Consider the following 25,852-nt stretch of genomic DNA (forward strand, 5'->3'; position numbering starts at 1 on the left):
ACCATCTTTTTTCTAAGTTTTTTGACAAATTAATACTCTTCTCCAAGATTGATTTTCATCAAAAGGATTACCCAAAAGATCGCCGTAGGTTTCGACAATTTCAAATCCAGTTTTTGGGATATCTTCTAATAATAAAGTAGGAGAATATAGGAATTCATCACAGGTGATTTCATCTTTTTGAAATTCCCCCAAACTCTGGCGGAAAATATACCAATATTCTCGCCAAAAATTTTCTATTTTTAAACTTTGAGTCACCACAACAATTGAGCTATCTTCGTTAGCATAAGTTTCTTGGGTTAGATTACTTTTCTCAATTTCTACGCGATGATTGGGTAATTCTAGAAACAGAATTCCCCCTGTTTTTAAATGTTCATAGCTACAGGACAAACACTGATTCATTTCCTGTTGGTTTTGCAATAAAGTCAAGGTAGAACTTAAAATTAAAATAGCATCAAAACTTTTTGGGAGATTGAAGGAGCGCATATCTCCTTGATGCAATTTTAAGTCAGCTTCTTTTTTCTGAGTGACTTTGATCATCTCAGGGCTAATTTCCAACCCCTCGATATTGAATCCCTGCTGCTTTAGAGGAATAGTAAATAAACCTGAACCACAGCCAAGTTCTAAAATTTCCTGTCTTTGATACTTCTGCAAAATATCAACAACAAAGGGAACTTTTTCATGGACATCAGTATATACCAAGTCATAAGCATCATTGATGCTATCATATACAGTCATTAATTGTCTCCTGATTAGTGTTAGTAAGTGTTGTCAAAAATATGGGAGCCTAAGATTTTTGACTTCCCAGACGGGAAGTGCCCATTAATTAATTAATTAGGCAACTCAAGAGCTATAGAAGCCATTTGATATCTATAAAGTTAGCTGGGGAGATAGGGAGATGGGGAAATTTTAGGTAAATATGGGGATATTTTTATACTTTTTTCCCTATCATTTAGTTTCTCGAATTCTTGATTCCTGACTCCTTTTTCTTTGGCCAAGATACCATATGGGTTCTATAATATCCTAGAAGGAATAGAAACAGGCAGGATACCTGTTCCACAAAACTATTAAAATCATCCCGCATCTATAGTAATACCAAATTTTAGATGTGTTAGTCTACTATAGCAATACTAAATTAGTCGTAAGATTTGATGGTAAGAGTTTTGTTTTCAAAAGCCTTTGCCCTTGGGTTTGGTTTCCGAACCCCTATATTTTTTTTCCACGAATAATTTCACACATATTTAGGACTGACGCAAAGAAACCCGGTTTCTACAAGAAACCGGGTTTCTGAGTTTAGTTGCCTAAGTGCCGAGATTGCTATACTTTACAAATCTACTTCCTAATTTCTAATTTGGAAGTTATCCTCAGTAATAGTAGGCGCACCAGCCAGGGTAACAAAGCGAGTAGGATCGCCACCTACATTGTAAAATAGACCTCCAGAAACTTGACTGTAAACAATTGCAGCATCAGAACCACCAACAGCACCATTGTTGTTCACGATGTCAAAATCACTGTTAACACTGAAACCTATTCCAGCATCACTATCAAGTCCAGTGAAGGTTGACTTATCTAAAAGAATCAAATCGTTGTCTCGGAAATCATTGATAGTATCAACACCGAAATCATCAACATTAAATTCATCATTACTATTGAAGATAAAGCGGTCAATACTTGCTCCACCAGTTAAAGTATCGTCACCAGCACCACCATTGATGCGATCTCGACCTTGACCACCTTTCAACATATCATTGCCAGCACCACCAAATAGGCGATCGTTACCTTGACGACCTTGAAGTTCATCGTTACCATTCTTACCGTACAAAGAGTCACTGCCACGGTTGCCAATTATTTGATCGTTACCAGCACCACCTACTAAGGTGTCATTACCATCAAAACCTTTAATGAGATCGTTTTCACCTGTACCATTGAGACGCTCTGCATCATCAGTACCTTCAAACACTTCACCAGCAGCCACTCCTAATCTTGGGTCTAGGTTTAGAGGCTCGTCTAGATCTATTTGGATAATTTCGTTATTATCAATGTCTGGTCCGCGGCCAATGGAGAAAGGATAGTTGTTGTCGTTAGCAACTAGAATTGTATCTTCATCTAAAACTAACACATCTTCAATAGTTACAAACGGGAAGGTAAAGGTATTTTCACCATCACCATTGAGGTCATCGGGGTCTGGAATATTTAGTAAGTCAACAACTTCTTCTTTGGCAACAAAACCTTGAGCATCAATGTCAGAAATGTCAATCTTGAAGATTTTCTTGAACCCAGCATCTTCTCCTTGATTGTTATCCCGTTCAATAACTAAAAACTCAGTGTTATTGATAGGAGTAAAGTCACCAATTGGATGACCAGCGACATCAGTAGGATAGAAACCGATTAAGTTGTTGAAAGAACTAGAAGCAGGCTCGAACTCATAAAGTCTGAGAGCATTATTTGGATCGCCGACAACTGCACCTTCTAATAAAGGATAGAAAGTTTCGCGATCTGGACTGAATGCCATACCTTCATAACCACGGGAACCAGATAGGTTAGACTTGCCTGCTTCTACATTTGGGTTTTGAGGAGAACGAACTTCATCAGATGTGATTTGGTCAACTACATTTCGACCTGTTTCTGGGAAATCAGTAAAGAAACCATCAACCCCTAAATTAATTAACTGCTCGAACTCTGCTTCTGGAGTTTGAGGGTTGCCAGATTCATCTAAAACTAGATACCGCTCTTCATTACGCAAGGTATAAGGATGAATTTGCATTCCTGCATCGTGCGCCCATTCAATATAAGGTCGGATCTCACCAGTCAATTGTGAACCAATTTCAGCAACACCATCGCCATTGCCATCAACTGGTTCATCTAAAGATTCTCGTAGCACGAAGCTATTTTTCCAAGGGCCTAGACCTTCGGCATAGTTTTCACCGATGTAGTCAATAACATTTGCATTTGCTAGATCGCCGTAGTTGGTCTCAGCAGTGAACTCGATGGGGAAGCCGTCGTAAATACTAGGATCGGCATTTTCATCATCGCTGAAGTTATAAACGATATCGTAAGGAACGGAAAAACCGCCGCCGTTGTCGTTAATAAATGCTCCTTCTACATCTCCGAAAAGTTGTACTAAAGGAATATCAATACCAGCCTCTGGCATGATATTGTTTTGTAAATCCAATAGATTCTCGATTTCAAAAGACTGGATGAAAATGCGGTCGGGGTCTGTGAAACCTGTATCTTGCAGGGTTTGAATTAGAGGTTCTTCTAAGGATAAATCCTGTAGGTCAAAAAATGTGGGGTGTTTGGTTTCTGGATAGATACCAACTTCAACTCCTGTATCTGCTTCTGCGGTTTGAACCAGTTCGATGATTTCTTCAAGAGTAGGAATTTCAAACTGACCGTTGAAAGATTGGTCGCGGAAGTCACGAGGTTGAACAGCGCGTAGTTGTTTGATTTCTTCTAGGGTGAAGTCTTCTGCAAAGTAACCAGTTGTTTCTGCACCGTCAAGATTTTTGGTGCTTTGACGCTCCGGACCGAATACTTCAGCAACGTTAGTTGTATCATCTAATAGTGGTTCGTGACGAGCAATAAGAAAACCGTCGGATGTGGTTACTAAGTCTGGTTCGATAAAGTCTGCACCTTGCTCGATGGCTAGTTGGTAAGCTTCGAGGGTGTGTTCGGGTAGTTCTCCACTTGCACCCCTGTGTCCAACAACTAAAGGAACTTGACCGTTGAGGGTATTGAATTGAAATTCTGGGTTTGGTGTAGCAATGGGAGCTTCTAGTAAAGTTCCTTCACTATCGAAGTGTAAGATATAAGGGCCAAATTCTTCTCCGATCCAAATATCGCCATTATTAGCTATAACAAATGACTCGATATCAAAGTCTGCTCCAGTTAGGAAGCGATCGCCTGTTTCGTTGATAATATCAAAAGGTATGAGATTATTTGGGTCTGCTAGTTGAACGAATCCTTGAATTTCAACGCTAGTATCACCATCTTCTGTTCCAGCAAAGTCTGGGTCTACTTGATATAGTCTGAGTAGATAATCAGGACTATTGCTTTGAGCGCCAAAACCGTTGTCAGACAAGAACCAAAAAGTGCTGCCATCTTCGCTATCAGGAGCAAATTGAACGGCGCTAAAACCTTGGACTGGTTGATCGTCAAATGGCACTTCCCTATTGTCTGTTTCGATAAAGTTTCCAGATGATGGACCCTCTGCAAAGGTATCTGCTGGTAATACGGCAAATCCTACTAATTCTGGCATTTTATTTTTTTCTCACCCTTGTAAGTTTACAGAAATTCCTTAGATTCACTTTCTATATAGAAAGATTGTTTTTGAAGACATAAAGATATGACTCCATCTATTTCCTAATCAGGTGTTAGGAATTAATCTAAGTTGAAAATACAAATCTACTCAAATGTCTGATTGACTTTTGTAGTTTTGATTTGTTGGGAAATTTTCAATAATTCCTTGGATATAGTATTAGATGAATATTAAGTTAATGTTTAGAACAGGTTAAGATAAGATTTAATTTAGGTTAAGTAAGTTTAAAAAAATAGTTGCAGCAAATTCCTAAAAATATAAAGTAGTTCATCTAGTAGGAAAAGATATTAAGGAATGAAAATTTATTAACTTCCATATTTCCTGCACAGGAGCATTTTAGTGCGGTACTTATAGCCAATTTTTGTGGATATTATTTAATTCTCATTCCTAAGATAAGTTCAAAAACTACAGTTATGCCAGAATCAGGTTTTCGGCATTTTAATCAGATAAAACAAGAGCAAAAAAAAGGCGATCGCTAATTATATTGATGAGTCATCGGAGATTATGAATTTTGTATAGAAACAGCAAAACAAAAGTACGGAGATTACTTTCAAAATGAGGAGATTATTAAATATTATGCCATACTTCTTTATTAAGAAACAAAAAAGAAATTTCAGAAATAAGAAGGAGGAAGAAGGAGTAAATATTATTTCAAAAAAGGGGAAAATGATAGAGATAGCTGTTTAAAATTAATGGGATAGGGTTTGAGTTTAGAGACCAAATCCCTACATTTTTTTGCACAAATTTAAAGATTGCTATACATAACTCATTTTCTTCTAGAGCTAGATAAAATTCAATTATTAATCTTCCTTTCTACTTCTAATTTCTCCCTTCTAATTTCTTTCTTATTCCTTCTTTTAATAATCAATAGGTAAACCATAATATTCAAGAGTTGAAGTATCTTGAATAATATTTTGCATAGAATTATCTACTTTAATTTGACCAGACTGCAAAATCAAACCACGTTCAGTTACTTTGCTAACCCAGTGTAGATCGTGGGAAGCAATTAAAATAATTTTAACTGGTAATCTTAAGATAATTTCAGCTAAGTTACGTCTCCATAGAGGATCTAAACCATTTGTTGGTTCATCTAATATTAAAATATCTGGTTTTAATGCTAAAACTGCTGCTAAAGCTGCTAATTTTTTTTGACCTCCTGAAAGTTCATAAACTGAACGATTTGCATATTTTTCTAAACCAAATCTTACTAACAAATTTTCAGCAATTTCTGTGGCATTTTCTGGTGATAAACCATAGTTAAGAGGACCAAAAGTTATATCTTCTAAAATAGTAGGCATAAATAATTGGTCGTCAGGATTTTGGAAACAAAAACCTATCTGACGACGTACTTCAGATAAAGTTTTTTCTTGTAACAAAATTCCTTGAATCCAAACTTCACCAGATAAGGGTTTTTTTAAGCCTACTAAAGTTTCCATAAAGGTGCTTTTACCTGTACCAGTAGGTCCTAATAAAGCAACTCTTTCTCCTGGTTTAATTATTAATGAAAGATTATCTAAAATAGGTTCATTTTGTGCATATTGAAATAATAAATCTTTGACATAGATTCCAGCTTTTAATTTTTCCTCTTGCATTTGTTTTTTAGGGAGTAGGGAGTAGGGAGTAGGCAAGCATTCAGCTATCAGCTATTGTCTTTAGTTTTCGATATAAACCTTTATTAATTGAGCTAACTTAATTGGTTTGAGGTAACAGTTTTATTAATTAACACGAAACTATAGCTTACTATAAAAGCTGAGTTTTATTGCTGTTAGCGCAGCTCTGACCCAGGAGGCTAGCTGACAGCTAATAGCTGAATGCTTACGGGAGTAGTAAACTTCTCCAGAAAATAGGGAATAGGCAATAGGCAATAGGAAATAGACTGATGATGAATCTTAGGCTAGTAAATGTTTTTCTAACTATTACCTGTTTTTTACTACTATAAAACAAATAATTCTGTCACAATTAAACTAACAGAAATTATTAGAGCCAGAAATAGATATATTAAATCAGAGTCAAATTGAATACCATTTCTAGAAATAGAATATATAAACTGATTTTCTTGATTGACTACTGTATTACCATAACCACGCAATAACATTGCTTGATAAACTCGCTCTGCTTGTTGATAGCTTCGGACTAAAAGACTACCAGTAAGAGCAGCATAAATTGATAAATTTCTCCAACTAATTTTGCTTCTTTGAAAACCTCTTAATTTAGTAGCTTTGAACATCATATTAAGTTGATGAGATAATTCAAAAATATAACGATAAGATAATAGCAACATATCGGTAATAATAGGAGAAATTCCTAAATTTCTTATTCCTTTTACGGTTGTTAAAAACGAACTTGTACCAAATAAAACGAGACCAGTAGTTATAATAGCAAAAAAACGACTAACAATTAATATAACTGCTAGACAACCTTCTTGGCGAATTGTCAAAAATCCCCATTGCCAAATAATTGTTTGACCAGAAAGAAAAGGCAATAAAATAATTACCCCAAGTAAAAAAAATCCTGGATAACGTAAACGACTTACTAAAAATGATAAAGGCAATTTAGAAATTCTATAAAGTATTAGAGTTACTAAGACCATCAATGGTATTAAATACCAATTATTAATTGTCGCAAAGGCAAACATTAATGTGATTAAACCAATCAGTTTATATCTCACATCCCATTGATGTATTGGGGAGTTTAAATTAGCATACTGGTCTAGAGCAAACTTCATAACTACAAATGGATAATGAATAATTAATAATTAATAATCGATAATTAATAATTAGGGCTTGCTGATTAAACATAAAAGCATTGACAGGTAAAGTTTTCAAGCTTTGCAGGTACTAATAAAGTACCAGCTTTTAGGTAATTTCGGTACGGTTCCCGAAAAATCATGTTTTCTAAGATTTTGGGCAATATAGGGGAGAAAATCACTCTGATTGATATTCTCTATGGACGTTGCATAAGGGCGTCCCTACTCTTCTATAATTCTCATTCCCATACGGATTCTGGATTGCAGGATTGCAGGATTCTGGCTCCCTCCCTAGAATAAAAGACTTTTTCAGCAGACTCTAATTATAGCAATTTGCAAAGTTCTAAAGTACAGTTGTTTTTCTTCTTTTCTATTCCCTTAAACCTAAAGTTTTATACTTCATAAAAATGGAAAGTGCTGCGATAATTAATACTTAAGAAGTCAGCATTCAGCTATTAGCTTTCAGCTAGCCTCCAGGGTCAGAGCTGCGCTATCTTTGTCGATTCGATATGGGGAGGAAACCTCCTCATCCCTCGACCGCTTTTTCCTGACGGAATGATCCCCTTTGCATCTCCCACAGCTTTTCATGTAGGCTCTTAGACAAAAACAGCAATAAAAACCTCAACTTTCAGGAGGAGATTTAAACGAATAAAGAAAGTGAAAACTGAATTTTGTAGTCAGATAAAGTTTCTGATTTATTGGGAACCGTATAATAAAGCTTTTATCTAAAATTGAAACCAATAGCTGACCGCTAAATGCTGACTGCTGACTGCTTACCTTAAGAAACCTTGTGTACAACTTTCTACGAAAATATAATGGCTGATTACCAAACAATTAATAATTAATAGTTAATAATTAATAATCAAGAGTTTATAGTCAATAATTATTCATTCAATAATTCGCGCCTTGAAGCTTCCCCTATCCTAGGGGATAAATAAAAAATTTTCCTTTTAGTCAATCCCCTTATCTTTAAGAAGGGGTAATTATTAATTATTTTTCATTGTTAATTGCTGAACATAGGGCTAAAAAGGTTATTTTCAGAACCTCCTAACTTACGAAATTTAGGACAAGTTGCACAAGATGTTTAAGAAGGTAAAAGTTCTGGCATAACTCGATGCAAAAAACTGATAACCATTGCAGTTAAAATTCCTTCTATTCCCATCAAAGGAATATGAGCAATCATTAATCCATAAATAGCTGTTTGTTCAAATGAACTATTAAACCCAGAGGGAAGATTTGTAATTATTATGCTAAAAAATATTAAACTAGATACTCCTATTGCACTAGCTCCAGCAATAAAAGCAAAAATTAGCATTGATAAATTTTCCCTAATTCCTTTTCCAAAAACATGACGTAATTGAAATATTTGATAAGCTACAATTGCGGGTATTCCCATAATTAAAGCATTAATTCCTAAAGTAGTTAAGCCACCATGTCCAAACATTATTCCCTGAAAAAATAAACCAATTAATATTGCTGGAAAAGCATAATAACCTAATACAGTTCCTAACAATCCATTCAACACTAAATGAATGCTAACTGGCGGAATAGGAATATGAATACTAGAAGCAACAAAAAAGGCTGCTGTTAATAAAGAAGCTTTGGGAATACTTGCTTGAGGATTTGGTAAACGATTAATTTCGCGTAGAGAACGCCAAGTAACTAAAGAGGTAATTCCATAGCCACTAATACAAAGTTGAGCTGGTAGAATGCCTTCTGAAATATGCATTGTAAAAATTGAAAATTAGACTAATTGATAATAATTAATAATTAATAATGGATAATTAAGGTTTACTGAATAAATACTAAAGCCTTTCAAGATAAAAAATCAGCATTTTTAAATCTCTAAAAACTGCCAGCTTTTAAGTCTTGAAAGTACGGTTCCCGAAAAATAAAAAAATTAGAATTTTAGGCTAACTATGGTAGAAAAATTAAAGGACGATTTTTCCTGCTACCTCCTCTATAATTCTCATTTCTCCTGACTCCTGAATCCTACTGTTACTCATAATACTTTTTCAGCAAGCCCTAATTAGGCTTTGCTGATTAAATCTCAAAAAACCTAATTAATATCAAGAGGTTTAAAGCCTCTCGTTCCGAATAAATAATTGATAATTAGAGATAGTTTTTATTCTTAACTACTCATTATTAATTATCCATTATTAATTACTTATTGTGGTTGATCTTGAGTTTTAAATCGCCAGAAAAATAAACCAGTGCCTATAAATCCCCACATAACACAACCGATCATTAATCCTTTTTGTAGTGGATTATATTCATTAGATGTACTTGCTAAATAATAGTTACTATTGCTGATTTTTTGACTATCAGAATTTTGAGACTTATCTACTTGAAAAGGCACACTAACTAACTCGCCATGACCAGCTTGACGTACTTTAATTTCCCAATATCCAGACTGAGAAGAATCAGGGGAAAAAATAAAGTTTCCTTTCTCATCTGTTGTGCCTTTTAACCAAGGTTTATTCGGAACATTAGGAGCATAAACTGTTACTGTTGCATTCGCTAAAGGAGTACCACTATCATAAGTAGCATTAATCTGGATTGCTGGAGTAATTTGATGTTGAATTTTTACTCCATGAGCGCTCGTTTTCCGGTGCAAGCTCAGTACAGATAAAAATATTAAAGGAATAACGAATTGCCATTTCATACCTTACCTCTATTCATGGTCACTTCAACAATTTTGCAATTCTTTATATTGTGAAATGATTTCTTGTAGAATGGGGTTTATTTTATAGAAAATCCTGAATTGCTAAAATAAATCTACCAGGAGTCAGTATTCAGAAGTCAGAAGTCAGAAGTTAAATTATTAAAGTGAAGCGATCGCTACCTTTAACTATTGCACAATGGTTTTTTTACTCCATATATAGTACATTGACCTAAGTCCTGTAAAATCTCCAAACTATAACGTTATAGTTTCATCAGAAATCAGAAGTCACAAGTCACAAGTCACAAGTTAGAAGTTAAATTATTAAAGTCAGATGAGGATAAAAAAAATAAGATGCCGTATTTCAAGGCTCCTGACTCCATGAGGTACTAATAACTAATAACTGAAATACCCCATCACTTTATTACTGATTCATGGCAATGACCTTCGCCCACATGACCCAAACTTGGTAAAATTCCCATAAATTTTTGGTAGTCAGCAGGAGAAAGTTGATTTTTTAACTGAGCCATATCTACATCAACTTTTCCTGCGGTAGCGATCGCTACTAGAGGAGCAAAACCTAATGCTCCTGTATTAATTTCTTCATCTGGGGCGACACTATTATCGCCGAAAAGATGGTCAAAGTGGAAAGTAGCTTCTAACTCGGCAGTTTCTCCAGGTAGCAGAATACCTTTACGTTCATCCCCAATAAAATCTCCACAGGTAAATTCTAATTCTTGGTCAATCTTGATAGTAAAAGGTATAGTCTGACCATTTTTAGTACCTGTACCAGTCATTAATAAGGAGTAATCTTTGACTGGACCATCAATAGCTTTGGGCATTTTCCAAGAGATAGCATTGTAGTGGCCAGGAGGTGCGGATATTTGGCTGACCAAGATAGTTTCTGCTGTTTCGTTTCCCTCTGCCAAATCTATTGTTTTAGTTTCAGTAACAATTACTTTTTCTGTAGCTTCTGGTTTTTCTCCTGTTTCAGCTTTGTAGGATGGGTCTGTTTGGTAAGCAGTTACTTCTGCTAGGTTGACATATAGTTTATCAAATGCTATAGTCCATCCATCTTTAGTTACAAAACCTTTTCTCACAAAGTCTTCTCCATTGGCGCGTATCTGAAGAGTGCCTGGAGTTTTTTCATTTGTCTGAGTTTGGTTTTGATTAGTCTGAACTTGACTCGTTTCGTTTTGACAACTACTTAGTAGAACAGTAGGAGCGATAAGAGCTAGAGTTAATACCGTGAAAAGTTTTCTCATCTTTGATTATTGAAAAAATCCTCTAACTAGTATAAAACCTTATCTAATAATTTAATAAATTAATATCCCAAATTAATGAAGATTTAAGGAAAATTAAATTAATTGAAAATCAACAGATTTATATAGCTAAAAAGTTTTTCTCAACGAGAAAAATGTAACCTTAATAAACCCTAAAATGAGAGAACTTGACAATCAAAAATCCGTAAAGTTACTAAATTCTATTATGGAATTTGAACTTGCAGGTGTGGTGCGCTATACTCATTATTCTTTAATGGTTACAAGACCTAATCGAATACCTATTGTACAATTTTTTCAAGGTCAAGCTAATGAATCTTTGCTTCATGCTCAACAAGCAGGAGAAATATTAACAGGTTTAGAAGGTCATCCTTATATTAAAAGTAGCTCCGATTGAAGAAACAAATTAACATTCAGTAGCAGATCTTTTATGGGAAAGTCTCAACCATGAAGCCAAAGCTTTAGAATTTATAAAAAGTTCTTAGAAACTGTAGAAAACGCAAGTATATATTCAGAAGAGTATGCTCGGACAATGATTGCTCAAGAAGAGCTACATAATATGGAAATAAAAAAAATGTGGCGCGACTATAGTTAATAAATTTATTTAATTGTAAGCATTCATGCCCTCAGATATTAGCTGATCAGCTTTGATTTATTGAGGGCTTGCTAATGAAATCTCAAAGCAACTGACAAAGATTAAAGACTTTCTATAATAACACAAAAGTGTCAAAAAACTACTAAATTAACTTGGAAAACTCTGGATTTTTTCTCACAAAATTTATAAAAATTAAGGGTTATAACTATTGTCTACCTTCACTAAAAGACTTGTTCAGCAAACTCTATTAATTTTGATTAGGAGAAGAAGAAAAAGGCTGAACCCACTTTTGATTAATAGCCAACTCTAAAATAACAGCAACTATAGCAAAGGCCACTACACTTTCTATACCTAATACCATTAAAGGCCATAGATCAATAAATGTGGCCCCAGATTTTAATCCCACATCAATTTGTCCCAAACCTCTGACAGAACCAAAGGCCATAACTGCTCCAGATTTAAGATGAGGGTTTCTATCCTGACGAATAATATAACGATAAGTCACACCAAATAGAAATCCACTAATAAAAGCGATCGCTCCCTGAAACAAAATGTTCCACCCTAGAGTTTTAATTTCTAAATTTGCTAATGATTCCCAACTATGGCCAATTAAGTTATTGCCAAAAGCGATCGCCCCAAAAGTCAAAAATAGTGAGATACCAGCAAGAGTTCCTGCTTTGAGAGATTCTATTCTTTCTGCAAAGGTAAAATTTGATGAAGAGATAACCATCTAGTAAGTCAGAAGTAAAAAGTAAAAAGTTAGAAGAAATTAAGAGGTTACTTATAAAGTAAATATTAGGATAAATTATTGGCTCTACTTCGGTTTTGAGAGTTATTGCCCAGTAAGCGACAAACTACTGAAAGGTAGGTAATATAATAATTTCAGCTAAATTTATAAATCAGCTCTAAGGAGGGTTGTATTTTTAACTAAGGAAGAAATATACAGTCTAAATGTTTAACAGTTTATTATTCTCTAGCAATTAGGAATCAGATTGCTATGTTTAATTATTTATATAGTCAAAATGCCATAAATAAAATATTATAGGGTTTGGAGTAAATTTTTCTTTTTTTTTTAAAAGCAGTTATGGATATTTTGTCATTAGGTTGGGTTGCCCTTTTAGTTGTCTTTGGATTCTCTATTTCAATGGTAGTTTGGGGTCGTAACGGTTTCTAAAAATTAGGTATCGGTTTTAAGAAACTTAATTTTTCCTTGTTTGGTTAGACTAAACAACTTTAAAGGTGGGATGGGCAATATACCTATTCCATCTTTTATTTAAAAGTACCTTTGACTTCAGTCATACCTTTGAAATACTGAATCGAATATTTTTCATTTCCTTGAAAATGGAGGTTGGAGACTTTATTTTTTGTTCAAAAAAATTATATCAAATCCGGTAGTATCGGTAGAATTAAAGACTGTAGGGGTTTGGTCTCCAATTTTTCGGGAACCGTACCCTTTACCAACTAGAATTTTCCTCAATAATGGTAGAACCTTACTCTCCAAAGCCAGTGGATTTGATATTACCTCCTATCTCCTTAAAAAGAATTTTTCAGTAAATATTAAGGAACGGGCAAGATGCCCATTCCACAAAAGTATTAAAATCCCAAACCCATTTATGCAATCAACTGTAGGAGTTTTTTTCTCCAAACTCCCTACAACTTACTTAAGGTGCTAAAGCATGACCCCGGAGCATACTACCAATAGTTTTAGCAGTAATCTTCATTTGAATTAAAGGATTAGCAGGTACAACAGTCTTATACAAATAACTATCAAAAGTTAATTTCTGTACATCTCTATCAGCACACATTTCTACAAATGCTTCGCGAGTAGCATCAGAACGATAAAATACTCTCTGCAAAATATCCAATACTTTGTAAGTCATTCCATATTTCTTATCCCACCGCTTCAGATAAAGTTTCAAATCTGCTTCAGTCGGAATAATAGCACCATTATTAGAAGTCTCAACAATAGTTTCGGCACACATCCGAGCCGACTTAGCTGCAAAATAAATACCTTCACCAGAAGATTTCGTAACAGTTCCCGCAGCATCCCCTACTAAAGCAACTCTACCACGAACCCGATGGGGACGAGGATGTTCCGGAATAGGGTGAGCTTCTACTTTAATTATTTGTCCACCTTCCAGACGTTTTGCAGCACGAGCGCGAATACCTGCTTGTAACTGTTTAATTCTGGCCTGGTTAGGTTTCATTGTACCAGTACCTACAGCAACGTGGTCATATTTGGGGAATACCCAAGCGTAAAAGTCTGGGGATACATCATCGCCCACATACATTTCTGCTAAGTCTTCATAATATTCCATGAGATGGTCAGGAAGACGAATACGTTCTTGGAAGGCGATCGCGTAGTTATAATCTCCAGCTTCGATAGCTTTAGCTACACGGGAGTTGGCTCCATCTGCTCCAATAACTAAATCTACTTTGAGGGTTTTAGCTGTTCCTTGGATACTTCCTTCTGAGTGGTCAGAGTAATGAATAGTATAGGGGTCTCTATCATTAGTAGGAATATCGAGTTTATAAACTGTACCATTAATTAGGTTAGCTCCCAAGGTAGCTGCCCGGTTTCTCAAGAAGCCATCTAATACTTCCCGACGGCACATACCTATATATTCATCTTCTTTTTCGATATGGATATCTACCTCAACATTGGAGGGAGATATCATTTTCATTTTTCTAACTCGGCGATCAATAATTTCTGATGGTAGGTCAAACTCACTAACCATACATAGAGGAATAGCTCCACCACAAGGTTTAGCATTATCTAATTTACGTTCAAATAAATAAGTTTCAATGCCTGCTTTTACTAAAGTTTCGGCAGCAGAGGAACCTGCCGGACCTGAACCAACAACAGCAACCCTTAAATTCAAAGGTCTTCTCCTTTATATTTTTCCTATATACAAGTTGGGTATGGTATCACGAAGTTAGGTTTGATGGTGGATTTTGTTAGGGTATGTGAAGAAAATGCAACAGAGTTTAATATTTTGATACTTGATAGAATAATTTCGAGGTCAAAGTTTAATTTTTTGTGAAGTTTTTACACTGATTAGCTTTAAGGGAAAAATTGAAGAAAGAATATTAGACATCTTCAAAAAAGAGGTATGGGGGTAATAGGTAATAGGAAGAAAGAATTAATAATTTCTGTAGGATAATTGATTGAATTTTTGATTTTAGGAGATGTCTATTAGGAGTTACACAAAGAAACTGGGTTTCTGCTTCTTCTGTTTTATTAATGAATAATGCACTACTTAGGAAAAGTTACTATATATAGAGTTTGAAAACGATTCCGCTCTAGTTTTAATAACTATATTATAGAGGAGTTAGTTGTAAGAATTTTCTCTTAATTTTTCTCTGCAGGGTGAGGCATTTATTGCTAACTTTTTTAACCTTTTTGACCTAAAAGCTGGTACTTTTTCCCTACTTAAAGTTGCTAAAATATTTATCTGTAAATGCTTTTCTATTTTTATACGCAAGCCCGAATTAGGGTTTACTGAAAAGTCTCTTGCTTAAGGTAGTTAATGGGGAATGGTTATAGGTGTTAATTTTTCTAGGTTTTTCCTAGTTTGGCTCAGAAAAATCTAGAGTTTTAAAGATTAATCTAGTAATTTTTTTTCACTTTCTGTGACCTAAAACAGCTTTTAAGATTTATCTGTTAATGCTTTGATATTTAATCAGCAAACCCTAATTAATTTTGGTTAAAATCCAGAAGTTTGAAACTTCTGGAGATTAATTATTAATTATCAATTATTCATTAATAAACTAAGTTCTGATTTTTCTAATAACAAATCTGGTTTTTTTGCCAATATTGTTGAGAGTTCCATATACCTAAACCTGCTTGTCTAGCAGAATTTTGAGCATTTAAGTAATCACTTTTGGAATTAGGGCAAGTATTATTTAGATGTTTACAGAAGAGAGAAGCTTTTCCTTCTTTAACCAATTGTAAATTAATGGAATTATTATCTTTAAATACTTCTGCAATTATTCGTTGATGACTGCTTTTTCCTGTATCATTAACTAATACTATTGTATTTCTAGGAATTAAGGTTTCAAGTCTACTTTTCGCAGCTTCAAAAAAAGGGCTATCTCCATAATCTGGTCCGTCAATACAGGCAAGTTGGAGACGACATAATTGTGAATTTCCTTCCCAAGGAATTCGACATTGTGACATGGTAACTTCTAAAGTATCTCCATCAATAATTCGAGAAATTCTTGCTGGTTGGGTAGCTAAAGAATGGGGAGTATTTAGTAGAGATAATATGACTAAAATTCCACAGGATATTACAGCTAAAATCAGACTTATTTTCTTGATTTTCATTTGTTTTTTTTAGGACTTAATATAGAATTAGTTGGGGTTTGTTAATTAGGGCTTGCTGAAAAAAAACACAGTTTGAAAAGACAGAGAAAGTAGAATGAGTAATTGTTCTTTAAATTTGTCTACTATAGTTAGTAGACAAATAAATAAACCATTCTTCAAAGCCACCTTCTCTATTACCATTTCTCAAAAGTAACGTAGAGTTTTATTGCTGATAGCTAACAGCTAATAGCTGAATGCTTACCTTTCTACTCCCTACTCCCTAAAATTGGTTTTAAATCTAAGTGATTATTTACTTGATCTGCAATAGAGTTTAAAATTATTTCTCGTTGTTCTCTATAATTAGCAATACCAGTCGGTAAACCTTCTAATCCCCGTTTTTTACGCAGAAGATTTAACCAAGAACGACGCCAAGGACCATTATCAAAAATTCCATGTAAATAGTTACCCCAAATAGACTGAGAATTATTAACTAAACCCAAATCATAATCATCAAATAAAGGTTTAACAATATCTGGTTTTGTTACTTTAGTTCTACCTTGATGAATTTCATAACCTGTTATTGGTAAATTTGCTAAAGGATAATTAGCAATAACTTGGCGCTGACGGGCAATTTTTTGAGGAGTAATTAAAGTTCTTAAAGGTAATAATTCTAATCCTTTATATTCCCCTTTTCTTCCTTCTAAACCTTGAGAGTCAATTAAAGATTCACCAAGCATTTGAAAACCACCACAAATTCCTATTACTGTACCTCCAGAAGCTTGATAATTTTTAATCGCTTCTGCCATACCAGTTTTTTGTAATACTAATAAATCATTAATAGTAGTTTTAGAACCAGGAATAATTATAGCATCAGGATAACCTAAATTATCATTAGGATTAACATATTTAAGTTTAACATTAGGTTCGGAATTTAAAGGTTCAAAATCAGTAAAATTAGAAATTCTGGGTAATTTAATAACAACAATTGTAATGTCAGGCGTAGTTTTTTTAGAGCGTTGTTCTAAAATACTTAAAGAATCTTCAGCCGGAAAGGCTTCATCAATCCAAGGAATTACACCAATGACAGGAATATTAGTTCTCTTTTCTAACCACTCAATACCCAAATTTAAGAGAGATATTTGTCCTCTAAATTTATTAATTACTATTCCTTTAATTAGATTTCTTTCTTCTGGTTCTAATAATTCTAATGTACCAATAATATGAGCAAAAGCACCGCCTCTGTCAATATCAACTACTAAAATTGTAGAGGCATTCAAATATTTAGCTACTCGCATATTTGTTAAATCTCGGTGCTTTAAATTTATTTCCGCAGGACTACCCGCTCCTTCACAAACTATTACGTCAAATTCTTGAGATAAAATATTTAAACATTCTTTAATCGCCTGCCAACCAATATCAAAATATTGCTCATAATAATTCATTGCTCCGACTGTACCTACGGCTTTTCCCTTGATAATAACTTGGGAAGTCATATCTCCTTGAGGCTTTAACAAAATAGGGTTCATTTCTATTGCTGGAGTTACATTTGCTGCCCATGCTTGTACTGCTTGAGCGTGTCCCATTTCTCCGCCATTAGATGTGACGTAGGAGTTTAAAGCCATATTTTGTCCTTTAAAGGGGGTTACTCTCCAACCACGACGGGATAAGATTCTACAGATGGCTGTAGTAATTAGAGATTTTCCGGCATTAGAGGTAGTTCCCACTACCATAATTGCTTTCATGTGTCAAGTTTCAGTTATTTATTGGTAAATAACTACCATATCATTTTCATATCTAATTCCAGAGTTGAGCAATTAATCTAACATTTGTATTGTTTTTATCACCCCCTCGCAATTAAAGAGAGGTTGTGATTCGGAGGGGGAAGGAAAAGAAATTATTTTATCTGAAGCACCCCAACACCCCCGAAGCAATCTTTTCTATAAATATAAGAGATTGCTGAGGCGCTGGTTTTCCAATGACAAAGAGGTTGGTTGTGATGGGGAGGGGGAAGGGGAAGGAAAAGAAATTATTTTATCTGAAGCACCCCAACACCCCCGAAGCAATCTTTTCTATAAATATAAGAGATTGCTGAGGCGATCATTAATAGTAAATCCTAGAAGTTAACTGTTTGTATCACCACCTCGCAATGACAATAACTTCTATCTTCAAAAGGGGAAAAGACTGGAATCTGATGAGCAATAAATAGGTTATTAAAAACTGATAACTGATAACTGAATATCACACGGCTGAAACGACTATATGTTAAACTCTACAAGTCTGGCGCGAGAGAAAAGACCAATAGCTGTAAAGATGTCTCGCGTCCTTCCTCTTCCTTCTCCATTCCTATGAATATCCGCCGGGAGATGCCCCATGCAATGTGAGTCTAGACTAAATGTCAGGTCATAGTATCTCAACCAACTTCCTCCTTTGCGCCATCCAACTTGATCGCCAAAAGCTTCCCATATTTTTCTGTTATACTCCCTTGTACCACCCAAATTCTGATAAATCTGTTTCTGTACAGACAAGCCAAATTTACTATTACTATATTTCATCCAAAGTTGGTCAATAGTGTGCAGGTCTTCCCCAGGAAAATTATCTATACTTTTAATATCTAACCAACCTTCCTTTTCTCGTTTGGCAACTTTCAACATACAATTAGTAGTTTCCTGGTCTGCTTCTTTCCATTTTCTTGCTGCTAATAAATCACGCAACCTTTCATATTTCATTCCTCTAGCTGAAACCAAAGGTATATGATTAGAAATAGAAACAAAATTTTGTCGAAGTTGTTGATTTTTTTGAGTAAGAGAAACAGAAATTTTTGGAGACTTTGGAATTTTTTGAGGAACAAAAACAGAAGAGCTACCAAACTCTAAATCAGCCAAAACATCCTCAACCTTCTGATAACGTAGCTTCGGTTTTTGCTCCACCAAACTATCTAAAACTTTACCCAAATCATCACTGACAAAATTTCCATTTAAACAATCTCGCCATACCCATTCCATTTCGATTACATCAAACAAATCAAACGGACTCATGTGAGTCAATAAATGCAAACAAGTTACTCCCAAACTATACAAATCGCTGGCTAATTTTGCCTTTCCCATAGACTGTTCCGGCGCACAATATTCTGCGGAACCAATAGTCGTTCCAGTAACAGTCCGACGCTGATTTTTAGGAATAAGTTTAGCAGCTCCAAAGTCAACCAAAACTAACTTTTTATCTGTCGTTCTCCTAATAATATTCTCCGGTTTAATATCCCGATGAATTACATTATGACTGTGAACAAATTGCAAAACAGATAATAAGTCAATTAACAATTCTCGAATCTGACTTTCATTAAAAACCCCATGATTATCTAATTCTTTTTGCAAAGTTTCGCCTTTAATAAATTCTTGTACTAAATATTGACGACTATCCACAGAAAAATAAGCATAAAGTTCCGGGATTTGTGAATGCTTTCCTAACTGCTCCAACCTTTCTGCTTCTTGTGCAAATAATTCGGCAGCTTTTGTCAAAGATTTTGTTCCCTGACCTTGAGGAAGAAATTGTTTAATTACGCAAAAAGGTTGAGAAGGTTTAAACTTATCTACTGCTAAAAAAGTTCGACCAAAACCGCCTTCTCCGAGAATACTTTTTGCCCAATAACGCTCTACAAGTAATAGTTTATTTCCACATTTTTGACATAACTGAAAATTATCGGGGTTAATAGTTAAACATTCGGGGTTAAGACACTGCATAATAATGAATAATTAATAATTAATAATTTAAGCAAACAGCTATTAACTCTCAGCTATTAGTAATCAAAAGCTCAACCTTAAGGAATAAATTTAAACGAATATAGACTTAAAAACAGGATTTTGTAGTCAAATAAAATTTCTGATTGATCGGGAACCGCATCATAAAGCTTTTATTAGAAATTAAAAGTAATAGCTGATGGTTGAATGCTTACTTAATTAGGACTTACGCAAAGCAAGGTATTTCTGTCATTGGGAGCGACAGTGAAGCAATCTTAAAATAACCAAAATTCCTTCCCAATGCGTAAGTCCTGTTAATAATAAAGATTATAGTTCAGTAGGGTGGGTTTTGCTGCGCAACATATTTGCGGAGCATTCCGTCAGGAAAAAGGCGACGGCCGTAACGCACCACTATATAATCAGGATTTACGCAACGACACTAGATATGGTGCTTACAACCTCATACGCAATAGTTAGGGTTTGGAGACCAAACCCCTACGGTAACTCATAACTGACAGAACTTATGCAATGACACTAGATATGGTGCTTAAAACCCCATAAGCAATGGTTTTTTGACTCTATATATAGTACCTTTGCGTAAGTCCTGACTGAAAAAGGGCGGGTTTTACCGTCTCTGTAGGGGTGGGTCTCGTTAATGAAGCTCACGAGTCTTCACTTTAAGCTAGCTAGCCCCCCTATAGGTTAAGATGGCAATCCCACACATCTAAATACAAGAAACCCGGTTTTTTGAAAAAACCGGGTTTCTGGCTCCCCATACCCCTCCCACAACCACTACACTCCTCTTATATGGGAAATCTCAACCAACGATTGATAAAATTATTCAGGCGATCGCTCACATTAGGTTTTGGGAAATTTCCATTTTCAGTATATTTTTTAACTAATTGATGACCAAGGGGGGTTAGACGAAAACTATCAGTAATTCCTTGTCCATCAACTTCTCGTCTGAGTACCCCTACTTGGATTAACCATAAAAGATAATTTTCAGCAACTAATTCTGATACAAGATAATTTGTGTAGTTATTTTTTAATCCAGTATGAGCAGCTATTGATTTTAATTCCACACTTTGAGAACTCATTGCTACAAATAACTTTAGATTAAATGGGCTAGAAAATAGCGCTCTTTCAGCTCTTTTTTTAGTAGGATTTGGGTATTCCAGTGAAGTTAAGTTTGGGGATTTTACAGAGGTCATAATAAATTTTATATGTAAATAATTAATTGTTCATTATCTATAGGTTTTAGCAGAGATTTCCCTGCTTAACCTCAGATTTAGCTAAACCCGCTCTAATGTAATATTTTATAGAACTCCTCACCGTATCTTTGCAAAGAAAGGTGTGTTTTTTTGTCAAAGAAGTAAGTCAGAAGTCAACCCACCTCTAACCCCTCCCAGGAGGGGACATAGGGAAAAAGCTAGAATTAGAGCCTTATATTCACTATCTCCCCATCCCCCCATCTCCCCATCTCCCCATCTCCCCATCTCCCCATCTCCCCATCTCCCCATCTCTCCATCTCTCCATCTCCCCATCTCCCCATTCCCCCATCCCCCAACTAATTTTAGAGACCCGTTTAGGGGTTCTATCGGACTGACGCACCAGACGCTATATCTAGCTCAACTATTGCGCAATAGTTTTTGAACTCTATAGATAGATGTTACCTTTGCGTCAGCCCTGTTTTGGTTGGGTTGAGGAACGAAACCCAACCTACATCTAATTATGTACTCGGGTTTTAAAAATGTGCATTAGCAAAGACACCGTAGGGGCGGGTTTATATAAATCCTAGAGTAAGCATGAAAATTTCTGATCAAACCCGCCCCTACCCCATGCACCATTTTAGATGAAACAGTCCACTACATCTAAACTAAATCTTTTGGTGAGGGTTTGGAGACCAAACCCCTACTGTTTTTTTCACAAATAAAAAGTTTTCAGGGATTGCACAATATTTTAAAATAATGAAATGTTTTAATTATAAGGAGGAAATCTATGGCTTTATCTGTTGGCACTAAAGCACCTGAATTTACAGTCAAAGATACTAATGGCAATACTGTTTCTTTATCGGATTTTGCTGGAAAAACAGTAGTTATGTATTTTTATCCTAAAGATGATACTCCTGGTTGCACCAAGGAAGCTCAAAGTTTCCGGGACAACTATGCTGAATATCAAGACAAAGATATGGTTGTTCTTGGTGTCAGTATGGATGATGAAGCTTCCCACCAAGCATTTACTGAGAAATATGGTTTACCATTCCAATTATTAGCAGATGTTGATGGTGCTATTACTAAAGCTTACGATGTAGAAGGTGGTGGATACTCTAAGCGCGTTACTTATATTATTGATGCTGAAGGAACAATTTCTCACGTTGATGAAAAGGTGAAAACTGCTAGTCATGCTCAAGATATTTTAAACGTTATTAGTGCTAAATAATGTTTTGTTAATTGTTTAGTATCCAAGAAACTTTTTTATATTTGAACTTGGTTACTTAATTATTTAATTAGTAGGGGTTTGCTTGAAAAAACCTCTATTTTTTTAGCGATCGCTATTTTGAATTTTCCAACGACATTAGCAAAAATAAAGCTTTATTAGTTGAGATCAATTGAATCTTATTATTAAAGCATTTACTGCGAAATACTTACAATTTTTATAATCAAATAAAACTTAAGCATTCAGCTATTAGCATTTTCTTTCCTGCGAAATGCTTCCCAAACAGCCATCAGCTTTTAAGCTTATGTAAGCAATAACTCAAGTTAGGTTATCGCCAATTTAAGTAATGAATTTTAATTCTTCTTAGTGAATAATTTCCTTATAGTATGATAACTAGACAGTACAAACTTTTAGCAATAATTATTACTAACTAAGGCTTTCAGCTATCTAAAGGTCAGAAACTTTATATTCGGAACTTTAAGTGCTGCAAGCCTTTTCTAAAAATACTTTCAGTATATTATCCAATTCTAAATTCTAAATTTGTACTCTCCAGTATGATAATGATTTAATAACAAATAGCTGAATGCTTACAATAAAACAATTAATTAACTATGAATTTACAAGAACAAAATTGGCATAATTTATTTGGATATCATACCCCAGAAGGAACAGCTTGGTATGGTATTTGGACTAAATATTCTGCAAATTTAGAAGTTATAAAATCTCATCAAGGTATCAGAAAATTTTCTGCTAATGAAGATAAAACAGTAATTACTCACCGCAATATTTATACTTATGTTGATGGTAGTACCGAAGAAAAGAATGGCAAATTAAGAAAGAAATTGCTAATAAATCTGATGGTGTAATTCATCCGGGATTACCATTGACGAGAGCGTTATCTTGTGGTGAGCAGGCTAATGCTGGTATTCTGCCAAAATTAGTATCAGGGAATCGTTTTGGTTGTGAATTATTTTTCCGGTATGAAAATTTTCGGACTAGCGTTGTTTCTATTTATGAAGAGAATGGGGAGTTAGCAGCATTTACACAAATTCGCGAACATCTTAATAGTTATCCAGACGAAAAACCACGAGCAGAATTAAAAGATATATCCGGAATTTGGGTAGGTAAAAAACGGTCTATAACTCCTGATTTACAAATTTCCCAAGAATTAGAAAAAATAGACCTGGAATTAGATCCAACGGCTGGTAAAAATAAAACATTTTTTCTGCCTGATGGTATAGTTATCAATGTTCCTGAAAAGCTAAAAATAGGAGAAAAATTTGAAATGGTAGTAGGTAAAATGATGATAGAAAATAAGTATAAACGAATGACCGTGAAATACAATCAAAATGGTGAATTTATTCAGTTAATTTCTGAAGTTTTTGACCAGAAAAATTAAACTTAAAAAAAATAAGGAAGGCAGGATGTAGAAGGCAGAACGAAAAGAAATGTTTAAAGGTAAAAGGTTTTTTTCACGGATTATCCGAATATGATAAAATTTGCTATTTGGTATAATTTATCTAGTTAATTTCTGAAACTTTTGACCAGAAAGATTAAACTAAAAAAATGTTGATATACTTTCTGGAATATTAGCGATCGCTAATCATATCAAATCCGTTTAATTGAAAAAAAAATCTCCAATCTTCATAATTACCTAATCTTTGTCATTCTTTCTTCTCCTGACTCCTGACTTCTAAAGACTTAAGGAAATTATAACTGTTTAATCGGATTTAATATAATCTCTAGCTTAACTCAAAGAATTAGTATTTGTAGGTTGGGTTTCGTTACCTCAACCCAACTCATATCACAGCAATAAACCAAATTTCTTAGTCACTTTCCGTAAGTCCTGTAATTATCGGAATTTTGTATAAGTTTTATATCTAAATTATATGATATAATCAGTCAATTACAAAAAATTAAATTTAGCAATGGTAACAAATATCTCTCATAAAAAACCTCTTCCTAACTGGGAAGAATTACTACAAATTTCTCAAAAAAATACCACAGCAAAATGGATATTAAGAACAAATAAAAGTCCTAGCACTACCACAATATCTAGTTATCTCGAAGGACTAAAACCAGGAGAAAAACCTCCTGTTTTGTTTTATCGAGATACTCATGGTTGGTGTCCTTTTTGCGAAAGAGTTTGGTTAGTTTTAGAAGAAAAACAAATCCCTTTTGAAGTTGAATTAATTAACTTAAAAGATAAACCACAATGGTACAAAGATATGGTGCCAACTGGGTTAGTTCCTGCCGTAAAAATTGCAGAAGAATTAGTGTATGAATCTAAAGATATTTTACTTACTTTAGAACAGAAATTTGAGAGTTTTCCCCTATTACCAAAAGAACCTCAAGAAAAGTCTATAGCTTTAGAAATGATTGAAAATTTTGACAGTAATGGTTTAATTAAGGCAGGATATTATTTTATCTCTAATTCTCGGTTTAATTCTCAACAGAACACAGAAATAACACCAGAGGAAAAAGAAGTACAACTGCTAAATTTACAAACAACTTTTGAGGCTAAATTAGACGAGTGTGAGGAAATATTAGGAAAGTATCCTGGTGTTTATTTTATGCCAGAATTTAGCTTAGTAGACATAATGTATACTCCTGGTCTCAGAAGATTATCAGCAAATTTACCTGTATTTCGGGGGTATTCTATCTATAATAATGTTCGCTTTCCTCGGATTAATCAATGGCTCATGGCAATCGACCAACGTCAAGCTTATCAACGTATAAAACCAAATACTCAAACTAATAATTTGGTCATGGAAAGTGTATTTGGTTTACAACCTATTTACGACAGCAAACTAGCACCTAAAATAGATATTAATCAAGAAAAAGATTATCGCATGGAGGCAGCAGGGAGATTAAGTAGTAATTACCAAACTGTTGTTGCTGATATTGTCAAAAATTCAGGTATTAAAGCATGGGTTAATCAGGAAAATTTACCAACCATTGAGTCAGTTATTGACCTTTATTTAAGACGTTTAGTTTATTATTTAATTGAGGGAAGTATACCATTATTTTCTGATAGCTCAGTTAATGCTAAAACTGAACCACAAAATGAATTTAAAGAGAAAACTAATGCTGATGCTGCTGTAGGAGCGATCGCTCTCGCTTTTCTGAGAAATAGAGTTTGCGTACCTCGTGATATGAGTGCAAATTCTGCGGTTGCTTTGCAAACAGCAATTGATACAATGTTATCTTGTATTTACTAAAGAAAAGAGGCAATAGGTATGGAGGTAAATAAGAAGAAAGAATTGATAATTTCTGTACGATGATTGATTGAATTTTTATTTCTGGAAATCTTTAGTAGTGATTCCGATCGAGTCCTGCGATCGCTGATACAGCAGATTCCAAGCATCAGAAGTACAGATTTAATAATAAAATCAGGACTTACGGAGCGACTCTAGATATAGTGCTTAAAACTATTGTACAATAGTTTTTCAACTCTACATATAGTACCTCCCGTGTAAGTCCTGAAAATATTCTCAGTGCGATTTTTCGCGGGGGTGTACCTCACCAAAATGGAATCTGTTGTAATACCATTTCTCTGTAACAATGCTAATTTTTACCCAGACCTGAATTTTCAACAACTGTTTCCTTTTTAGGACTTACGCATTAACGCTATTAGTAGTGCATTGTTTTATCTAAAATGGTGCAATAGGTAGGGGCGGGTTTGATCGGAAATTTTCATAGATTTCTAGGATTTATATAAACCCGCCCCGGAAACGTTGGCTTATATCACTGGGGGCGGGTTTATCTAGTTGACTTG

At 34.6% G+C, this 25,852-nt stretch carries 19 protein-coding genes and 1 pseudogene; 6 read left to right on the plus strand and 14 right to left on the minus strand.

Annotated elements, in window-relative coordinates; genetic code table 11:
- Positions 1 to 12 precede the first annotated feature (12 nt).
- From VKJ25_RS18740 to VKJ25_RS18770, 7 genes are all read right to left on the minus strand, one after another.
- On the minus strand, positions 13 to 735 hold the full coding sequence (locus VKJ25_RS18740) for a class I SAM-dependent DNA methyltransferase (protein WP_324238159.1): 723 nt from the start codon (positions 733 to 735) through the stop codon (positions 13 to 15).
- A 601-nt stretch (positions 736 to 1,336) separates the two neighbouring features.
- Positions 1,337 to 4,255, minus strand: a complete 2,919-nt coding sequence (locus VKJ25_RS18745; RefSeq protein ID WP_324238160.1) for an esterase-like activity of phytase family protein — start codon at positions 4,253 to 4,255, stop codon at positions 1,337 to 1,339.
- A gap of 917 nt (positions 4,256 to 5,172) precedes the next feature.
- Positions 5,173 to 5,907 (minus strand): energy-coupling factor ABC transporter ATP-binding protein, encoded by a 735-nt coding sequence (locus VKJ25_RS18750; protein WP_324238161.1) that lies wholly within the window; start codon positions 5,905 to 5,907, stop codon positions 5,173 to 5,175.
- A 341-nt stretch (positions 5,908 to 6,248) separates the two neighbouring features.
- On the minus strand, positions 6,249 to 7,040 hold the full coding sequence (gene cbiQ, locus VKJ25_RS18755; protein WP_324238162.1) for a cobalt ECF transporter T component CbiQ: 792 nt from the start codon (positions 7,038 to 7,040) through the stop codon (positions 6,249 to 6,251).
- A gap of 1,105 nt (positions 7,041 to 8,145) precedes the next feature.
- The gene (gene cbiM / locus VKJ25_RS18760; protein WP_324238163.1) at positions 8,146 to 8,790 is read right to left on the minus strand and encodes a cobalt transporter CbiM; all 645 of its coding nucleotides are present in this window, start codon (positions 8,788 to 8,790) and stop codon (positions 8,146 to 8,148) included.
- A gap of 438 nt (positions 8,791 to 9,228) precedes the next feature.
- Positions 9,229 to 9,726 (minus strand): carboxypeptidase-like regulatory domain-containing protein, encoded by a 498-nt coding sequence (locus VKJ25_RS18765; protein WP_324238164.1) that lies wholly within the window; start codon positions 9,724 to 9,726, stop codon positions 9,229 to 9,231.
- A gap of 413 nt (positions 9,727 to 10,139) precedes the next feature.
- Positions 10,140 to 10,988 (minus strand): DUF4382 domain-containing protein, encoded by an 849-nt coding sequence (locus VKJ25_RS18770; RefSeq protein WP_324238165.1) that lies wholly within the window; start codon positions 10,986 to 10,988, stop codon positions 10,140 to 10,142.
- A gap of 175 nt (positions 10,989 to 11,163) precedes the next feature.
- On the opposite strand from VKJ25_RS18770, the pseudogene VKJ25_RS18775 reads away from it, so the two are divergent.
- Positions 11,164 to 11,598: pseudogene (locus VKJ25_RS18775) on the plus strand (ferritin-like domain-containing protein).
- 247 nt (positions 11,599 to 11,845) lie between these two features.
- Here the strand turns inward: VKJ25_RS18775 and VKJ25_RS18780 are convergent.
- Positions 11,846 to 12,328 carry a hypothetical protein gene (locus VKJ25_RS18780; RefSeq protein ID WP_324238166.1) on the minus strand — a complete coding sequence of 161 codons (483 nt, stop codon included), beginning with the start codon at positions 12,326 to 12,328 and terminating at the stop codon, positions 11,846 to 11,848.
- 354 nt (positions 12,329 to 12,682) lie between these two features.
- Between VKJ25_RS18780 and petN the strand changes: the two genes are divergently transcribed.
- On the plus strand, positions 12,683 to 12,772 hold the full coding sequence (gene petN / locus VKJ25_RS18785; protein ID WP_324238167.1) for a cytochrome b6-f complex subunit PetN: 90 nt from the start codon (positions 12,683 to 12,685) through the stop codon (positions 12,770 to 12,772).
- Positions 12,773 to 13,259: 487 nt separating this feature from the next.
- Here petN and chlP read toward each other — a convergent pair whose 3' ends face one another.
- The 6 genes from chlP to VKJ25_RS18815 form a co-directional block, all read right to left on the minus strand.
- Positions 13,260 to 14,480 carry a geranylgeranyl reductase gene (gene chlP / locus VKJ25_RS18790; RefSeq protein WP_324238168.1) on the minus strand — a complete coding sequence of 407 codons (1,221 nt, stop codon included), beginning with the start codon at positions 14,478 to 14,480 and terminating at the stop codon, positions 13,260 to 13,262.
- Positions 14,481 to 15,385: 905 nt separating this feature from the next.
- Complete coding sequence (locus tag VKJ25_RS18795) at positions 15,386 to 15,925, minus strand: thermonuclease family protein (RefSeq protein ID WP_324238169.1); 540 nt, start codon at positions 15,923 to 15,925, stop codon at positions 15,386 to 15,388.
- 245 nt (positions 15,926 to 16,170) lie between these two features.
- Positions 16,171 to 17,646 (minus strand): cobyric acid synthase CobQ, encoded by a 1,476-nt coding sequence (gene cobQ, locus VKJ25_RS18800; RefSeq protein ID WP_324238170.1) that lies wholly within the window; start codon positions 17,644 to 17,646, stop codon positions 16,171 to 16,173.
- A 513-nt stretch (positions 17,647 to 18,159) separates the two neighbouring features.
- On the minus strand, positions 18,160 to 19,641 hold the full coding sequence (locus VKJ25_RS18805) for a serine/threonine-protein kinase (RefSeq protein ID WP_324238171.1): 1,482 nt from the start codon (positions 19,639 to 19,641) through the stop codon (positions 18,160 to 18,162).
- A gap of 800 nt (positions 19,642 to 20,441) precedes the next feature.
- A complete protein-coding gene (locus VKJ25_RS18810; RefSeq protein WP_324238172.1) occupies positions 20,442 to 20,849 on the minus strand; it encodes an Npun_F0494 family protein in 408 nt (135 codons plus the stop codon).
- A gap of 153 nt (positions 20,850 to 21,002) precedes the next feature.
- Positions 21,003 to 21,182: a hypothetical protein gene (locus VKJ25_RS18815; protein ID WP_324238173.1), complete on the minus strand. Its 180-nt coding sequence runs from the start codon at positions 21,180 to 21,182 to the stop codon at positions 21,003 to 21,005.
- Between the two features lie 454 nt (positions 21,183 to 21,636).
- Here VKJ25_RS18815 and VKJ25_RS18820 point away from each other — a divergent pair, with 454 nt between their 5' ends.
- From VKJ25_RS18820 to VKJ25_RS18835, 4 genes are all read left to right on the plus strand, one after another.
- Complete coding sequence (locus VKJ25_RS18820; RefSeq protein ID WP_324238174.1) at positions 21,637 to 22,077, plus strand: peroxiredoxin; 441 nt, start codon at positions 21,637 to 21,639, stop codon at positions 22,075 to 22,077.
- 608 nt (positions 22,078 to 22,685) lie between these two features.
- Positions 22,686 to 22,940, plus strand: coding sequence for a DUF3598 family protein (locus VKJ25_RS18825; protein ID WP_324238175.1), 255 nt, complete (start codon positions 22,686 to 22,688; stop codon positions 22,938 to 22,940).
- Positions 22,941 to 22,957: 17 nt separating this feature from the next.
- On the plus strand, positions 22,958 to 23,473 hold the full coding sequence (locus VKJ25_RS18830; RefSeq protein WP_324238176.1) for a DUF3598 family protein: 516 nt from the start codon (positions 22,958 to 22,960) through the stop codon (positions 23,471 to 23,473).
- Positions 23,474 to 24,002: 529 nt separating this feature from the next.
- Positions 24,003 to 25,295: a glutathione S-transferase family protein gene (locus VKJ25_RS18835; protein ID WP_324238177.1), complete on the plus strand. Its 1,293-nt coding sequence runs from the start codon at positions 24,003 to 24,005 to the stop codon at positions 25,293 to 25,295.
- Positions 25,296 to 25,852 lie beyond the last annotated feature (557 nt).

Origin of the sequence: Okeania sp., assembly GCF_035285525.1 — a bacterium.
Lineage (GTDB): Bacteria > Cyanobacteriota > Cyanobacteriia > Cyanobacteriales > Microcoleaceae > Trichodesmium.

What these genes read in the sequence shown, in the direction of transcription:
- VKJ25_RS18740 (WP_324238159.1), bottom strand. Translation starts at nt 735, where the DNA reads ATGACTGTATATGATAGCATCAATGATGCTTATGACTTGGTATATACT.
- VKJ25_RS18745 (WP_324238160.1), bottom strand. Translation starts at nt 4,255, where the DNA reads ATGCCAGAATTAGTAGGATTTGCCGTATTACCAGCAGATACCTTTGCA.
- VKJ25_RS18750 (WP_324238161.1), bottom strand. Translation starts at nt 5,907, where the DNA reads ATGCAAGAGGAAAAATTAAAAGCTGGAATCTATGTCAAAGATTTATTA.
- cbiQ (WP_324238162.1), bottom strand. Translation starts at nt 7,040, where the DNA reads ATGAAGTTTGCTCTAGACCAGTATGCTAATTTAAACTCCCCAATACAT.
- cbiM (WP_324238163.1), bottom strand. Translation starts at nt 8,790, where the DNA reads ATGCATATTTCAGAAGGCATTCTACCAGCTCAACTTTGTATTAGTGGC.
- VKJ25_RS18765 (WP_324238164.1), bottom strand. Translation starts at nt 9,726, where the DNA reads ATGAAATGGCAATTCGTTATTCCTTTAATATTTTTATCTGTACTGAGC.
- VKJ25_RS18770 (WP_324238165.1), bottom strand. Translation starts at nt 10,988, where the DNA reads ATGAGAAAACTTTTCACGGTATTAACTCTAGCTCTTATCGCTCCTACT.
- VKJ25_RS18780 (WP_324238166.1), bottom strand. Translation starts at nt 12,328, where the DNA reads ATGGTTATCTCTTCATCAAATTTTACCTTTGCAGAAAGAATAGAATCT.
- petN (WP_324238167.1), top strand. Translation starts at nt 12,683, where the DNA reads ATGGATATTTTGTCATTAGGTTGGGTTGCCCTTTTAGTTGTCTTTGGA.
- VKJ25_RS18795 (WP_324238169.1), bottom strand. Translation starts at nt 15,925, where the DNA reads ATGAAAATCAAGAAAATAAGTCTGATTTTAGCTGTAATATCCTGTGGA.
- cobQ (WP_324238170.1), bottom strand. Translation starts at nt 17,646, where the DNA reads ATGAAAGCAATTATGGTAGTGGGAACTACCTCTAATGCCGGAAAATCT.
- VKJ25_RS18805 (WP_324238171.1), bottom strand. Translation starts at nt 19,641, where the DNA reads ATGCAGTGTCTTAACCCCGAATGTTTAACTATTAACCCCGATAATTTT.
- VKJ25_RS18810 (WP_324238172.1), bottom strand. Translation starts at nt 20,849, where the DNA reads ATGACCTCTGTAAAATCCCCAAACTTAACTTCACTGGAATACCCAAAT.
- VKJ25_RS18815 (WP_324238173.1), bottom strand. Translation starts at nt 21,182, where the DNA reads ATGGGGAGATGGAGAGATGGAGAGATGGGGAGATGGGGAGATGGGGAG.
- VKJ25_RS18820 (WP_324238174.1), top strand. Translation starts at nt 21,637, where the DNA reads ATGGCTTTATCTGTTGGCACTAAAGCACCTGAATTTACAGTCAAAGAT.
- VKJ25_RS18825 (WP_324238175.1), top strand. Translation starts at nt 22,686, where the DNA reads ATGAATTTACAAGAACAAAATTGGCATAATTTATTTGGATATCATACC.
- VKJ25_RS18835 (WP_324238177.1), top strand. Translation starts at nt 24,003, where the DNA reads ATGGTAACAAATATCTCTCATAAAAAACCTCTTCCTAACTGGGAAGAA.